At 48.5% G+C, this 13263-nt stretch carries 13 protein-coding genes and 1 pseudogene; 3 read left to right on the top strand and 11 right to left on the bottom strand.

Going from position 1 to position 13263, the window contains the following annotated elements; translation table 11 throughout:
* Positions 1 to 113: 113 nt before the first annotated feature.
* The 6 genes and pseudogenes from B1728_RS24170 to B1728_RS24145 all read right to left on the bottom strand — a co-directional run bounded on the left by B1728_RS24170 (position 114) and on the right by B1728_RS24145 (position 5369).
* Positions 114 to 1718: a stalk domain-containing protein gene (locus tag B1728_RS24170; protein ID WP_079912988.1), complete on the bottom strand. Its 1605-nt coding sequence runs from the start codon at positions 1716 to 1718 to the stop codon at positions 114 to 116.
* 127 nt (positions 1719 to 1845) lie between these two features.
* Positions 1846 to 2781, bottom strand: a complete 936-nt coding sequence (locus B1728_RS24165) for a hypothetical protein (protein ID WP_079912987.1) — start codon at positions 2779 to 2781, stop codon at positions 1846 to 1848.
* Positions 2782 to 2783: 2 nt separating this feature from the next.
* On the bottom strand, positions 2784 to 3197 hold the full coding sequence (locus B1728_RS24160) for a hypothetical protein (RefSeq protein WP_079912986.1): 414 nt from the start codon (positions 3195 to 3197) through the stop codon (positions 2784 to 2786).
* 208 nt (positions 3198 to 3405) lie between these two features.
* Positions 3406 to 4107: an RNA polymerase sporulation sigma factor SigK gene (gene sigK, locus B1728_RS24155; RefSeq protein ID WP_079912985.1), complete on the bottom strand. Its 702-nt coding sequence runs from the start codon at positions 4105 to 4107 to the stop codon at positions 3406 to 3408.
* 208 nt (positions 4108 to 4315) lie between these two features.
* A pseudogene (locus B1728_RS36920) lies at positions 4316 to 4519 on the bottom strand (RNA polymerase subunit sigma-70); the annotation flags it as partial.
* A gap of 199 nt (positions 4520 to 4718) precedes the next feature.
* On the bottom strand, positions 4719 to 5369 hold the full coding sequence (locus tag B1728_RS24145) for an HD domain-containing protein (RefSeq protein WP_079912984.1): 651 nt from the start codon (positions 5367 to 5369) through the stop codon (positions 4719 to 4721).
* A gap of 227 nt (positions 5370 to 5596) precedes the next feature.
* Between B1728_RS24145 and B1728_RS24140 the strand changes: the two genes are divergently transcribed.
* Both B1728_RS24140 and B1728_RS24135 read left to right on the top strand, forming a co-directional pair.
* Positions 5597 to 6334: a hypothetical protein gene (locus B1728_RS24140; protein WP_079912983.1), complete on the top strand. Its 738-nt coding sequence runs from the start codon at positions 5597 to 5599 to the stop codon at positions 6332 to 6334.
* A 116-nt stretch (positions 6335 to 6450) separates the two neighbouring features.
* Complete coding sequence (locus tag B1728_RS24135; RefSeq protein ID WP_179136180.1) at positions 6451 to 6903, top strand: DUF2269 family protein; 453 nt, start codon at positions 6451 to 6453, stop codon at positions 6901 to 6903.
* Positions 6904 to 7022: 119 nt separating this feature from the next.
* Here the strand turns inward: B1728_RS24135 and B1728_RS24130 are convergent, their stop codons facing one another.
* Genes B1728_RS24130 through B1728_RS24110 form a run of 5 tightly spaced genes read right to left on the bottom strand, consistent with a single transcriptional unit; the run spans position 7023 to position 12119 of the window.
* Complete coding sequence (locus B1728_RS24130; protein WP_079912981.1) at positions 7023 to 8159, bottom strand: M20 family metallopeptidase; 1137 nt, start codon at positions 8157 to 8159, stop codon at positions 7023 to 7025.
* A 39-nt stretch (positions 8160 to 8198) separates the two neighbouring features.
* Positions 8199 to 9002 (bottom strand): ABC transporter permease, encoded by an 804-nt coding sequence (locus tag B1728_RS24125; protein WP_079912980.1) that lies wholly within the window; start codon positions 9000 to 9002, stop codon positions 8199 to 8201.
* Positions 8999 to 9868 carry an ABC transporter permease gene (locus B1728_RS24120; RefSeq protein WP_079912979.1) on the bottom strand — a complete coding sequence of 290 codons (870 nt, stop codon included), beginning with the start codon at positions 9866 to 9868 and terminating at the stop codon, positions 8999 to 9001. Before B1728_RS24120 ends, B1728_RS24125 begins: the two co-directional genes overlap by 4 nt.
* Complete coding sequence (locus B1728_RS24115; protein ID WP_079912978.1) at positions 9869 to 10993, bottom strand: ABC transporter ATP-binding protein; 1125 nt, start codon at positions 10991 to 10993, stop codon at positions 9869 to 9871.
* A 10-nt stretch (positions 10994 to 11003) separates the two neighbouring features.
* Entirely contained in the window at positions 11004 to 12119 is a 1116-nt protein-coding gene (locus B1728_RS24110) for an ABC transporter substrate-binding protein (protein WP_079912977.1), read from the bottom strand.
* Between the two features lie 299 nt (positions 12120 to 12418).
* Here B1728_RS24110 and B1728_RS24105 point away from each other — a divergent pair, with 299 nt between their 5' ends.
* Entirely contained in the window at positions 12419 to 13180 is a 762-nt protein-coding gene (locus tag B1728_RS24105; protein WP_079912976.1) for an IclR family transcriptional regulator, read from the top strand.
* Positions 13181 to 13263: the final 83 nt, after the last annotated feature.

The raw sequence follows: 13263 nt of genomic DNA, 5'->3' as shown, positions 1-13263 counted from the left end.
TTGAATCCTGTATTTTTTATCCATCAGCAGGTGATAAAATCGGAAATGAATTCAACAAACAAAAAAAAAGCGATGCCCCGAAAGACATCGCTTCAAATTACCCCACAGGGTTGTTATAGAGTTGTCCGACCAAATGTGGGATCGGATACAATAGCAGAGCCATTTTTTAGAGCTGCCTGCACATCGACCTTTTCAAAAGCACCAGCTGCTGTCGTAAACCATGATCCTCCTAGCTTAATTATTACTTGTGCGTGGTTTGCCCCACCGATAATAGCAGTGTTATACGCCATAGCGTCAAATACAACTGAATACACTTCTGCCTCGGCATCACAGTCGCTTCTGTTATGTAGCAAATTATCTGCTGCCGAGGATGGGGAGCCGTCTCCCGGATCTGCTTTTCCTTGAATTAGTTTTAGTGCTACATTCACGACTTTGTAAACTTTCACAATCTCGTCTTTATTCAAACCTTCTTCAACGAGTGGACCAATAGTGTTCTCGGCAGACTTTAAGGCTCTGTTTTGTAACGATCGGTCTCTTGTATCTCCTGTCCATCTTGCTCCATCCAAGTATTGATAATAGTAAGGGGAGTATTGATCACCACCAAACACGATATCATCATATCCCTTAAGCGCTTGATTGACGATCTTAAGCACTGCTGTATATTCATTTTGGTCAACACTTCCATATGTGTGCTTTCCATATAAGACCTTAATTTTGCCGACCATTTGACCAGTTTGGCTTGTTGTGACACCTGACCCCTTCCCAGTTTCGATGTATGCAGTTTGCGTATCATTATCCCATTTAACCGTCCCTCCAAATACTTCCGATACAAATCTCAATGGAACCATCGTCGAGTCATTAATTCTTACTGAAGGAGCCGCGAGCTTAACCTGTTTCCCATTTACGTATGCGACTTCTTTGCCAACTCTTAACGAGACCTCTGTTCGATCCTTTGTCGCAGTCACAGTTTCTGTTTCAGCATTCCATTCTACTGTTGCACCTAGTGATTCAAATATTCCACGAAGTGGGACAAGGGTACTATTGTTCTGAATAACTGGGGGCTGTGGGTACGACTGCTTTACCCCATCAATCACAACGGAAGGTGTGGTCTCGATCGCTGAAAAGATCTTTACCTCGTTCTTTTTACTAACTGTCGATTGAGTAGCATTATTCAAGATGGTTTCCATTCCGGTACTTCGCTTAATCCTTGCGATGGTCTCGGTTAAAGTTTCGCCGGATCTAAGAGTCGAAAGCCCATCTGATCCATAAAGTTTGGCTACCTTCTCAGTTTCTTGAATGATTGGTTTTAACGAAGCTACATCTAAAAATCCAAAGGGGGAGTTCGCCTTCGTATCAATCTTTTCAAGGCTATCCAATATATTTGTCAGTGCTGTAGGCGTCCAGCCTGACTCTTTGATAACTTTAACAGCAAGACTTAGATTGGCAATTAAAGCTTGTTCATCTTCCTGATAATTAACAACTTGCTGCGCCGCAGCGCCTGGTTGGGTGGTCGGGTTGAATGTTGCTGCCGAAGCCACATTACCCCCACTGAGAGCAATTGAGCCGAGTAGCATCGATCCGATCAGCATACGACAGATTACAAAACTGAAGGTCCGATTCGGTGGCTTTTGCCTTGTATAGACCGTACTCATGTGGATCTGGGTGTTTTCATTCATATCTTTGCCTTTACTTTTACGGCTTTCTAAAGTATTTCTCATCTTCTCTTCCTCCCTTGATTAGAAATTACCGTGAGGATCAACATCGAAAGGAAACAGTCCATAGGCTTACCTGTAAGTAAGAAAATAATAGGCATCTCAGATTATCTAAGATGCCTACTTACCCTTTTTATAACTTGCGGTTCATTTCACTGATCAAGTGCGCTTCGCAGTATGGGGCTAGCTTCATATTTTGATTCGAACCCCGTTCCCCACATTCTTTGCAAGTTACCCTAGACAGTTTTTCATACTTATTTACGACCCTTTGAACTAAATCAGGAATAATGTCGTTGCTTACCCAAACGCGCATTTCACCGTATTTCTCAGAAATATCGTTTAAGTGTATGGTGACGGGGAGGTTCTGTTCATTAAAAAGTTTTTCGATTTCACTAAGCATCCTCCAGATCAGCAAATACCAACCTTTACGACAGTAGAATGGAGCAAGACGTCCCAAACCATTACCATCGTCGTCCCTTGCTTCAGCCCAATGATAACGCTGTAGGATCTCATTTCTGAGCTGTTCTTCGTCTTTCCAAATGAGTCCACCCCTGAAATTGAGATACTCAAGGTGGTCAAAGTGTTCTTCATAACATGGGTCGCAGTAGCCGCGAACGTCAGATACCCCAATCTCGCGAAGGCTTCCCGTAGACCCACAATTGCAACAAAGTCCGTTAAACTCTCTTGTCAGTTTCTCTTTACGATCTGCTGACTTTCTTAGGTGTTCGGCTTGAGCTAATTCGAAGCAAGGATCGCAATATACATTAAGCCAACCGTTTAATTCTTTGATGCCTCCTATGCCCCCACAGATTTCACAGGTCGTTTCAGACAACACTTCGTACTTTTCGAATAGCTTCAGGACCGCTGAAGGTGGGTTCCCGTGGTATTCGATATCCATACTTCCGTACTTCTCGTTGATTGCGATCAACTGTAAATTGCTGCTATACGGATCGAGTTCTTCAAACATGTTCCAAATTATTTGATACCAACCATCGTCAGTGTAAATGGTCGTCTCCTTTGCCCACGGGAACCTTGTATTGAGTTGATCCTCCAGATGCTGACTTAACATCGTTAATCCCGCCTTTCAAGATTTTTCCTTGCGTCCTCGATCCTCTGCTCTGTACAAGGATCGCACATCGTGATCCACCATCCACCAATCCGGCGATAGCTCCCTGCTCTACCGCAGGAGTAACATACTGTTTTAGACTGCTCCGCATACTTGTCTGTCAGCTCATAGACCTCATCAAGTGCGTTATTCAGGTAAATCGTAAGTACGCCAAATTTCTCTTTGACTTGTCTTAACTCGATCTCAATCGCAAGATCTCTGCTCTTATAAAGCTCTTCAATTTCAGAAAATAAGTTTTCGAGTAAACCAAACCAACCATCTCCAATTTGGAAGCCGTAAGCCGAGTAGACGGAATTACTATTTTGGGGCTTAGCCCAAGGAAACCGCTGCAACAATCTATCTGAGAGTTCTGTTCTCATAAACTATCACGCCTCCTTACTTCTTATATTTTATTTGCGAGATAATCTGTTAAAACAGATAATCAAATCTAGAAAAATAACAGTTACATTGCACATAGAGAATATGTAAATGGTTGACATTCTAACATTCAAGTTGACTTTCTACAAGCATCTCAAGAAAAACTCACAAATAAAAAAAGGTGCCTGTTTTCAGGACACCTTCTTATGTTCATCTTTTGGACTTATAAAACTCATGATAAAGTTTCATTAAGGCTCGTTTTTCGATACGAGATACATAAGAACGAGAGATTCCAAGCTCTTTTGCTATTTCTCGCTGTGTTCTCTCTTCCCCTCCATTTTCTAAGCCGAAACGAGCAACTACCACTTCCCTCTCTCGTTCATCCAAAATATCTAGGTTTTTGTATATCTTGGATTTTTCAATTTTGAGTTGGACTTTTTCAACAACGTCATCGGCATCTGTCCCTAGAATATCAATTAATGAAATTTCATTACCTTCCTTATCTGTCCCAATCGGGTCTTGAAGTGAGACATCTTTACTGGATTTCTTTTTGGAACGCAAATGCATAAGGATCTCATTTTCGATACATCTTGCGGCAAATGTAGCTAACTTCGTCCCCTTATCAGGGGAAAATGATTCAATTGCTTTAATCAAACCGATTGTGCCGATCGAAATAAGGTCTTCCAAATCCTCTTTCGTATTATCAAACTTTTTTACCACATGTGCGACCAAACGTAGATTATGTTCTATAAGCATATTTCTTGAGTTCTGATCGCCTTTGGCAAATAACAGTAAGTGTTTAGCTTCTTCCTCCTCTTGGAGTGGTTGGGGAAAGGCATTGTTTTTGACATAAGAAACAAGTAAAGATAACTGCTTAATAAACAATGCGATTGTTGCAAATAACCCAGGCATTTTTGTGATCACCTCCACATGTTGTTCTAAAGAACCGTGTTAATGGCTTTGTGATGGTTCTTTCATATATGTGGGTGGAGACTAAAACATGACTGTTACCCCACTTAGACTCAAGTATGGAGCTGTATAAGCACGTTTCCTTTACCCGCTCTTTTGAGCAAAAGCTGTTCGGAAAAGATAAAATAATTACGTTGGAGTTTGTTTATAACCTCTTGACGATGTGCGCGACAAGCCTTAAATTATGTTCAATAAGCAAATTTCGGGAATGTTGGTTTCCCTGGGACATCAATCGAAGATGCTTTTCTTCTTCATCCTCTGTCAAGGGTTGGGGAAACGCATTGTTTTTGACGTAGGAAACGAGGAGCATTAACTCTTTAATGAACAAGGCTATTGCGGAAAAGAAGCCGGGCATAGCTGCCACCCCCTACAAGTTGTGCGGAACATGAGGTTACTGGCTCCGCTTCAAGAGATCAGTATTATTTTTATGTGGGCGGCAGCCTATACGTGCCTGTACTTTGCAAATAAACTCAGACACACGGCTTTTTTATAGAAAAAGACGAAAAAAATGTAATTTTGTGGAAAATGTTCTTTTTATGACACAAATATAGACACTAGATGTCCTTTCCGTCCCATTCCAGATAAAACTGCTCCAAAAAGGACTCCATATACCGATGCCTGCTTCCGGCGATCCGCCGTCCGGTCTCGGTATTCATCAGGTCGGAGAGCTTCAGCAGCTTTTCGTAAAAATGGTTGATGGCCGTCGACCGTCCATTCCGGTACTGCTCATAAGTCAGCTCCTTACGTGGCGGATTTTCCGGATCGTAGATCAAGCTGCCCTTCCAGCCTGCGTAGGCAAACGTTCGCGCTATCCCGATGGCTCCCAACGCATCAATGCGATCCGCATCCTGAACGACCTGAGCTTCCTTGGTTCGTACAGGCGGATTGTGTCCTCCTTTGAAGGACATCGTCCCGATAATTTCCAGAACATGCGACTCAGTCTCTGTATCGACTTCATAGGAGGCGAGAAGGTTTCGTACCTTGCTCATTCCCGCTTCCGCAGACGGATTCAGCTTCTCATCGGCAAGATCATGCAGCAGCGCTGCCAGCTCACAAAGGAACGGATCGGCCTGCTCTCTTTCGGCTATATAACGGGCCAGGCGGGTTACCCTTTCGATGTGCCACCAATCATGTCCGCTAGAGTCCGACTCCAGCTCTCTTCGTACATCCTCAGCAGCTCTTAGCAATATATGTGCTTTATCCAACAGCTTTCCCTTCCCTCTCCTTCATTTAATGAAAAACTAAAGCATCGCCTCAAATATTACCGAGTATACCTTGATCCCTTCCCAACTTCAACTGTGCGCAGTATGTGCTGATTTCTCTCTTCTTCGGTACAACCATACAAGCATTACAGGACGGATGGACATATTCTACACCACGTGTGTAGTGACAGACAGCAAGCTATTATGCTTGACCAAAAGGAGTGGAGACCGTGGCGAGGGGTATCGTGGACGTGAATGTATGGGCAGAAATGGAGAACGACAGAATCATTCTCGTGTTGGATTGCGCCGGCGGATGGCCGAACGATCTTCGTCTTATCCCGGATCGCGAGAGCATTACGGTCAAACGAGGCAATGTCTCCAGTCAGATCACGATGGTTCAGGAGCAGGGAAATGAATGTGCCTTTAACTATTTGGAGATGAGTGCCGAGACAGCCCGAACGTTCGGTTTACAGCATGGGGACCGTGTTCAGTTGACTTACAATGAAGAAACAAAAACATTGCAAATGCAGCGTCTGAACACCAGCAGCGCACAAGCGACCTTGCTTCTCGATTCACAAAGGAACAAGGACGAAGTGATTACGATCGGGTACGTCTTACTAAGCTGGCTGGGGATTCCGGATCATGCAGTCGGCAGCGCCATTACATTGAGCCGGGGGGCGGTAAATAAGAAGCTCAAAGTCGTTGTACCGGAAAACGAGCTGGATGAAGCCTTTCGAATGAGCGCTTCGAACATTAAAGCGATGGGACTCACGCCCCGGAAAAAATGGAAGCTTACTTACGACCAGGATAAGAGGACATTAAACATATCTTCCAATGCCTCCTCTACCACAGCAGGAAGTAGCAGAAAATCGAAGCGTTCTGCTTCAACGGTTCGTTCAGCACAATCCGCCAGATTGCAGCATTACAAGCCGGCAAAAACAGCAAAAAATAAGGCCAGGAAGCATTAGGAAAAAAATGTATAAAGAAAATTTAATATCCAATTATTGTTTTTAATGTATCTATACCACGCTTCAACCATGTATAGTAAAAAAGGATTCACTTTCGTTCTTAGGAGGTATGGTTGTTGAAGTGGTTAGTGTTGCTGCATGTCCTGTCAGCGATCATCGGGATTGGACCGACGTATTTTATTCATGTGCTGTACCGCAAAAGGCAGTCAGTAGGCGAGCTGAAGCAATCGCTGAGATTAGGGGCGATGCTGAATTTATTCCCCAATATCGGAGGAAGCATTGCTGTGATCAGCGGGATTGTTCTAGTCGCTTTGTCACCCGTTCGTTTTCTCGATTTATGGATTATCGGCTCCTTAGTGCTGTACGTGATTATTCAAATCCTGATGTTTGCCGTCATCAGACCGAAGCAAGGGAAATTAAGGGAAATGCTTGACCAGCCCTTACTTAAGGATCAGGAGATGCTGTCGGAACCGCTGCAGCTTCAAGTGTCCGGCCTTAATCGAATACAGCTTGTTATTACTGTTCTGAGCATTGTGTTGTTTGTTTTCATGTTGGTTAAGCCGACTTAACAGCCTATGGATAGCTCTCACAGGCGCAGCAACAGCTGCACCATTCCCTAATAAATAAAAGCCTGCCCTCCGATGATATCGAATCGGAGAGCAGGCTTGTTTTCATATAGGAACTTTTGCTATATTACCTCGATCAAGCGGGCCAGCAGCAGCGTCCTGGCGGGAATATCGGCTATCGTCACATATTCCCCGGGCGCATGGGCGAAATCCCCGCTGGCACCAAGGCCATCCAGCGTCGGAATGCCGCTAGCTGCGGTGAAATTGCCGTCGCTGACGCCTCCGGTTGCCATCTCGGTCAGGGACAATCCCAGCTCCTCGGCGGCAATCCGCTGCGCCAGCTCGAAGAGTCTCGCGCTGGCCGGCGTGCGCTCCATAGGCGGCCTCATCATGCGGCCGCTGACGGCGATCTGCGCCTGCGGATGATGCGCCTTCAGCGCCATCAGCTCGGCATGCACGCGCTCGGCTTCCGCAGCCGACGGCACGCGAACGTCGATCTCCGCTTCCGCGTAATCGGCCACCACGTTGGTGCCGATGCCTCCGCGGATGAGGCCGACGTTGACGTTCGTGCCGACCGCCGGGTCGGACATCGCGTGCAGGCGCTGGATCTGCAGCGCCAGCTCCTGGATCGCGGACACTCCGCGATCCGGTGCCACCCCCGCGTGCGCGGAGATTCCGCGCACTTCGAGCTTGTACCGCCCGCTTCCCTTGCGGGCGGTTTTGAGCGCGCCCATGGGGGCCATGGGCGGCTCCAGCACAAGCGCCGCGCTCGATTCGCGCGCGAGCTGCTCAATCAGCCCGCGCGACGTCGGGCTGCCGATCTCTTCGTCGCTGTTGAGAAACAGCGACACGCGCGTGTCCTCAGGCCAGGCTCCGCTGTCCTGCAGCGCCTTCATGGCGTACATCGCCTGCAGCACGCCGCACTTCATATCGTACACGCCCGGGCCGTACGCCCGGCCGTCGCGGATGGCGAACGGCCGTTTCGCCGCTTCTCCCATAGGCCATACCGTATCGTAATGGCCTACAAGCAGAATCCGCTTCGTGCCCTGCCCGACTTCGATCAGCAGACGGTCCCCCGCCTCTTCGTGAGCCAGCCTCACCACGTTGGCGTCGAGCAGCTTGTGTGCCGCTGCGGTAAACCAATCCGCCATCCGGTCATTGTGCGATTTACTTTTCGAGGGCGAGTCCATGTTCACACACGCCTCGAGCAGCTCCAGCAGCTCCGGCATATAGCTTTCTATCCTAGCAAGTAATGACATCGCTCTCCATAACCTTTCCTTAAATCCTCCAGACCTCGGTTAGTGCGCCTGGGAATTGGAGCCGAACAGCCGGTCCAACCCATACACAAATTCGAGAATCAAAATAAATACCAGACTTAACAAAATAACGACCGAGGAAATCGAGGCCACCAACGGGTCCAGGGTTTCCTGCATATAGCTGAAAATCGCCAGGGGCAGCGTCGTCATCTGCGGGGATACCAGGAACAAGGACACCGTTACGTTATCGAACGAGGTCAAGAACGAGAAGATAAACCCCGAGATCAGCGCCGGCTTCAGCAACGGGAGCGTAATATCCCGGAACACTTGCCCGGGCTTGGCTCCCAGAATGTAGGCCGCCCTTTCCAGCGTGTAATCGTATGCGCTGAGTCCTGTCAAGGTCAGCCGGATAACGAACGGAACCGAGATCAGCACATGCGTAGCCAGCAGTCCCCAGAACGTTCCCGCAATGGCGATGCGGGTAAAGAACAACAGCGCCGCAATCCCTATAATTAACGAAGGAATCGTTAAAGGGGACAGCATCAGCGCGTGGATGAACTTTTTGCCCCGGAAATGGTATTTATGGATCGCGAGAGCGCCCAGTATTCCTACCAGGGTAGCCAGTACGGCTGTAATGGCCGCAAGCTCCAGGCTGAAGATGAAGGCATCGATAAATTCAGGCCTGTCGGCAATTTTCGCATACCATTTGAACGAAAATCCCTGCGGTGGAAACGACAATACGTTCTTGGAAGTAAGCGAAACCGGTATAACGACCAGAAGCGGCGAAATGACGAACAAAACCACGAGGAACGTTATAAGGCCTAACAATGGAAATCGCCGCATCATGATGAGAACACCTCTTTATACCGTTTCGTTTCGATGATTCTGGTGAACAGCGTAACCAGCGCGTACGTCGATGCCAGCAGCAGGAAGGATAAGGCAGCACCAAGCGGCCAGTTCAACGTAGCCATAATTTTCTCGTAGGCGATGACCGGCAGCACCTTGACGGCCGTTCCCCCCATCAAAGCCGGAGTAACGAACGCACTCATCGATAGGCTGAACACGAGCGTAATTCCCGCGATCATCCCCGGCAAGCTGAGCGGAAGCGTGATCGTGAAGAAGGAACGCATCCGCGAAGCGCCCAGGATCCCGGCCGCTTTATACAGCGAGGAATCGATGGCGTACAAACTTGTTGCAATCGACAGCACCATGTAGACGACGAACGAATCCGTCAAGCCGATTACGACTCCCAGCTCGTTGTAGAGCAGACGGAGCGGCTTGTCGATGATTCCGAGCTGCAGCAGCGTCGTGTTAATCCAGCCCTTTTCCCCCAGAATGACGACCCATCCGAAATTCCGGATGACGACGCTGATCAAATGCGGGGAAATGATAAGAAAGGTGACGATCCCCCGCAGCCTTCCGCTGGTTCTCGCCATAAACATGGCAACCGGATAAGCCAATAGCAGAGAGACGATAACGGTGTACAGGCTGAGCCGGATCGTCCTCCATAACACCCCGATATAATACGGGTCCTGGACGAATAATAAGTAGTTTTTCAATGTGAACTGCTGATGCTCATCCTGAACGCTTTGCAAAAAAATATACAGCATCGGGAGCAAGAACGCGCCCAGAAGCACGATAAGTCCCGGTGCCAGCAGCAGGAGCGCCGAGCGAAGCGATCCCTTAGATGGAGCAGATGATCCCGCCATCATTTATCGCTCCTTTCCGGGAAAGACGAACACGTCCTCCGGATTCCAGTACAGCACTACCCGCTGTCCCGGTTGAAGCTTGCCCTGCTGAGCAGCCGATTGTATGCGGACCATCAAGGTCTCGCTGCCCAGAGCTACCTCACACTCTACAAAGGAGCCCAGGAAGGACAGCTGCTTAACGGTTGCTTCCCCATGAGCATATTCCGAATTCCGTTGAAGATCGGCGGAAGCTTCGTCATCCATGGCCAGCATGAGCTTCTCCGGACGGATATAGATCGATACGGCATTTCCAGCCGTAAAGCTTCTCCCTCTCGGGTTCGCCTTCAGCTCAAAGGCTCCGCCGGAGGCGCCCGCTTCCAGAACAAGCTTGTTATCCGAGAAGTCGGTTACTTTCCCGGTCATCCGGTTCGATTTGCCGATAAACGTATGAACGAACTCACTTGCCGGCTCGTTGTAGATTTCCCAAGGGGTGCCGATCTGCTCGACCTTCCCGTGATCCAGCACGACGATGCGGTCGGATAAATACAGCGCTTCCTCTTGATCGTGGGTAACGAAAATCGTCGTCACACCCGTTTCCTGGTGAAGCCGCTTCAGTTCATCCCTGAGCTCTTCTCTCAGCTTGGCATCGAGGTTGCTTAGAGGCTCATCCAGAAGCAGCAGCGACGGCTCCGTAACGAGCGCCCGTGCTATGGCGATACGCTGGCGCTGACCGCCGGACAGCTGCTTCGGATAACGGTCCGCTACATGGGGCAGCTTCACCAGCTCCAGCACGCGGGCGACTCTGGAAGCGATCTCAGCTTTCGGCACCTTGCGGAGCTTCAAACCGTAAGCTACATTATCGGAAACAGTCATATGAGGGAACAGCGAATAGGTCTGAAACACCATTCCCAGATCCCTTTTGTTAGCCGGGACGCCGTTCATCCGTTTGCCTTTGACGATCAGCTCGCCCTGATCCGGATCGAGGAATCCCGCGATCATGTTCAGTGTCGTCGTCTTGCCGCACCCGGACGGGCCGAGAAAGGAGATGCATTCTCCCTGCTCGATTTGCAAATCAAAGTTATCAACAACTATATTCGAACCAAACGTTTTGCGTATCCCATGAAGCTCTACATCGTAAGTTTTTGCCACGTTCTCTCACCTATTTTCCTACATTGGGTGCAATCTCTTTGTTGAAGCGGTCAATCCATTCCGGTGTCTTGGCGCCTACGGTTTCCAGATCAAACTTCACGACCTTGCTGCGGTCAAAATCAAGCAGCTTCGCCGTATCATCCGGCAGCTTCACATTCGTCGCAGGGTTATAGTACAGCTTGCTGGCATACATTTTCTGAACTTCATCCGACAGCAGGAATTCTACGAACAGCTTCGCTGCATTCGGGTTTTTCGCGCCTTTGACGATCGTTGCTACGTTAGGCACCAGGTTCGCGCCCTCTTTAGGAACGACGAATTTCAGCTCCATTCCCGCATCCTTCTGCACAAGGCTGCGCGCCATGGTCCAGGTGGTGTAGGCTGCACTCTTGTTTTGCAGGTTTTGCTGCAGCTGAGCCGCACTCTTGGCAAAGGTAGGCATGTAGCTTGCGATCGTTTTCATTTTGGCAAAGCCTGCATCCATATTTTTCTCGTTCCCGCCGTTGGCGTAAGCCAGCATAATGAGGGTAGAACGTCCGAAGTTGCTCGAAATCTCGGAAATGGTCAGGTTTCCTTTCATTTCGGGACGAGCCAGGTCATTCCAGGATGTCGGAACCGGCAGGTTCTTTTCTTTCACCATGGCCTCGTTATACGAAATGCCCATCGGAGTAAAGTTAACGGCGACCCCGCTGTTGTCCTTCGTCTTCAGATCCTCGATCACTTTCTTCATGCTAGGAATGTCCTTGTCGTTCAGCGTGTCCCAGAGCCCTTCTACACGGCCTGCTTCCTGCTCCCCGCCCTCAATAATCGTAACGTCCATTTGTGGAGACGCTTTCTGCGCTTTCGCTTTAGCGACAATCTCGGTGGAAACGCCCGATACGTAGGTCAGCTTCACATCAGGATATTTTTCATTGAATTTCTTGAAAATCTCGTCTTTCATCAACTGCTCAACCGTTGCGCCATTACCTGCCACTACCAGCTGCTTTTCCGGGGTTAATGCGCCTTCGCCCGCTTTTCCTTCTGCCGCCGGAGCCGGCTTAGCCGCTTTATCCGTCGAGGAGCCGCAGCCCGCCAATACGCTGCCTAATAGAACGACGGCGGATAATACAGAGATTGTCTTTTTCTTCATTGATGTAGATCCTCCCTTTTTGATAGCTGATTATATGGTATAGGAATTTACTGGACCAGCAGCCCGAACGATCAGCCGTTGCAGCAAACGCCTTTCCAAAACCATTTTTTTAAAAATACAGCTCCGACCACTTGTTCACTATATGTGAACATTGTATACTATATGTGAACTATGGATAAATTCTAGCATGATTTAAAATTTTGCGCAATTGTTAATATTCAATTTTTGTACTAGGAAAATGACAACGATTGTGATAAAATACCAATATTTTCGTACTTGTCAAAGGGAGAAGGAATTCTATGGAAACGTATTTGTCTTCCGTCAAAAACAGCTGCCGCTTGCTCAAGCTGTTCCTCGATTCGCCCAAAGAGCTGGGGGTTACGGATCTCAGCAAACGGCTGGGCCTGTCCAAGGGTGCCGTCCACAAGCTTCTTATTACTTTGGAAAGCGAAGGACTGATCCGGCAAAATCCGTCGAACAAGCAGTATGCCTTGGGCTATACTCTCCTGGAGCTTGGCAATAAAGTGCTCAAGGACCATAACATGGTGGAGTTTGCGCGCCCGCATATGCACCGTCTGGCTTCTACGACCAAGGAATTGGTGTGTCTGTGCGTCATTGACGGCACCGATGCCATTTATGTTGATAAAATCGATTCGCAATATCCGATACGCTTTGATATTGAAGTCTACCGCCGTTTCCCTCTTTACGCCACCTCCGCTTCGAGGTCGATTCTCGCCTTTCAGGCGGAATCCTTGATTGACGGCGTGCTGAGCGAGGAGCTTCGCACCTTTACGCAGTATTCCTTGAAAAATCCTGCAGATATCAAGGAACGACTGAGTCAGATTCGCGCTAAAGGCTACGAGATGAGCTCCAACCTCCGCAATGTCGGCGTGACCGGTATCGCAGCCCCTATCTTCGACGCTTCAGGGCAAGTGATAGCCTCCATCAGCACCATTGGCCCAACCGACCGCATGGTGCCGGCTCAAGAAGAATGGATCGCTGCCGTTCTGGACACAACCCGTACGATCTCTTTAGGACTTGGTTATAAATGCGGGAGCTAAGACTGGAAGTACCCCTTCCCTTCACGCTATAATAAAAATGACATCCGAGCCTGAATGGTTCGAATGTCATTTTTTTAGCTTGA

Source organism: Paenibacillus sp. 32352 (assembly GCF_002042965.1).
Classification (GTDB): domain Bacteria; phylum Bacillota; class Bacilli; order Paenibacillales; family NBRC-103111; genus Paenibacillus_S; species Paenibacillus_S vulneris.
Note: the sequence above shows the minus strand (reverse complement) of the source record. Positions and strands in the feature narration are given on the sequence as shown.

Bases quoted from the DNA above. Each gene is read 5' to 3' on its own strand.
- B1728_RS24125 (WP_079912980.1), bottom strand. From the start codon at position 9,002: ATGATGCGGCGATTTCCATTGTTAGGCCTTATAACGTTCCTCGTGGTT.
- sigK (WP_079912985.1), bottom strand. From the start codon at position 4,107: ATGCCTGGGTTATTTGCAACAATCGCATTGTTTATTAAGCAGTTATCT.
- B1728_RS24170 (WP_079912988.1), bottom strand. From the start codon at position 1,718: ATGAGAAATACTTTAGAAAGCCGTAAAAGTAAAGGCAAAGATATGAAT.
- B1728_RS24105 (WP_079912976.1), top strand. From the start codon at position 12,419: ATGGAAACGTATTTGTCTTCCGTCAAAAACAGCTGCCGCTTGCTCAAG.
- B1728_RS24165 (WP_079912987.1), bottom strand. From the start codon at position 2,781: ATGTTAAGTCAGCATCTGGAGGATCAACTCAATACAAGGTTCCCGTGG.
- B1728_RS24160 (WP_079912986.1), bottom strand. From the start codon at position 3,197: ATGAGAACAGAACTCTCAGATAGATTGTTGCAGCGGTTTCCTTGGGCT.
- B1728_RS24110 (WP_079912977.1), bottom strand. From the start codon at position 12,119: ATGAAGAAAAAGACAATCTCTGTATTATCCGCCGTCGTTCTATTAGGC.
- B1728_RS24120 (WP_079912979.1), bottom strand. From the start codon at position 9,868: ATGATGGCGGGATCATCTGCTCCATCTAAGGGATCGCTTCGCTCGGCG.
- B1728_RS24130 (WP_079912981.1), bottom strand. From the start codon at position 8,159: ATGTCATTACTTGCTAGGATAGAAAGCTATATGCCGGAGCTGCTGGAG.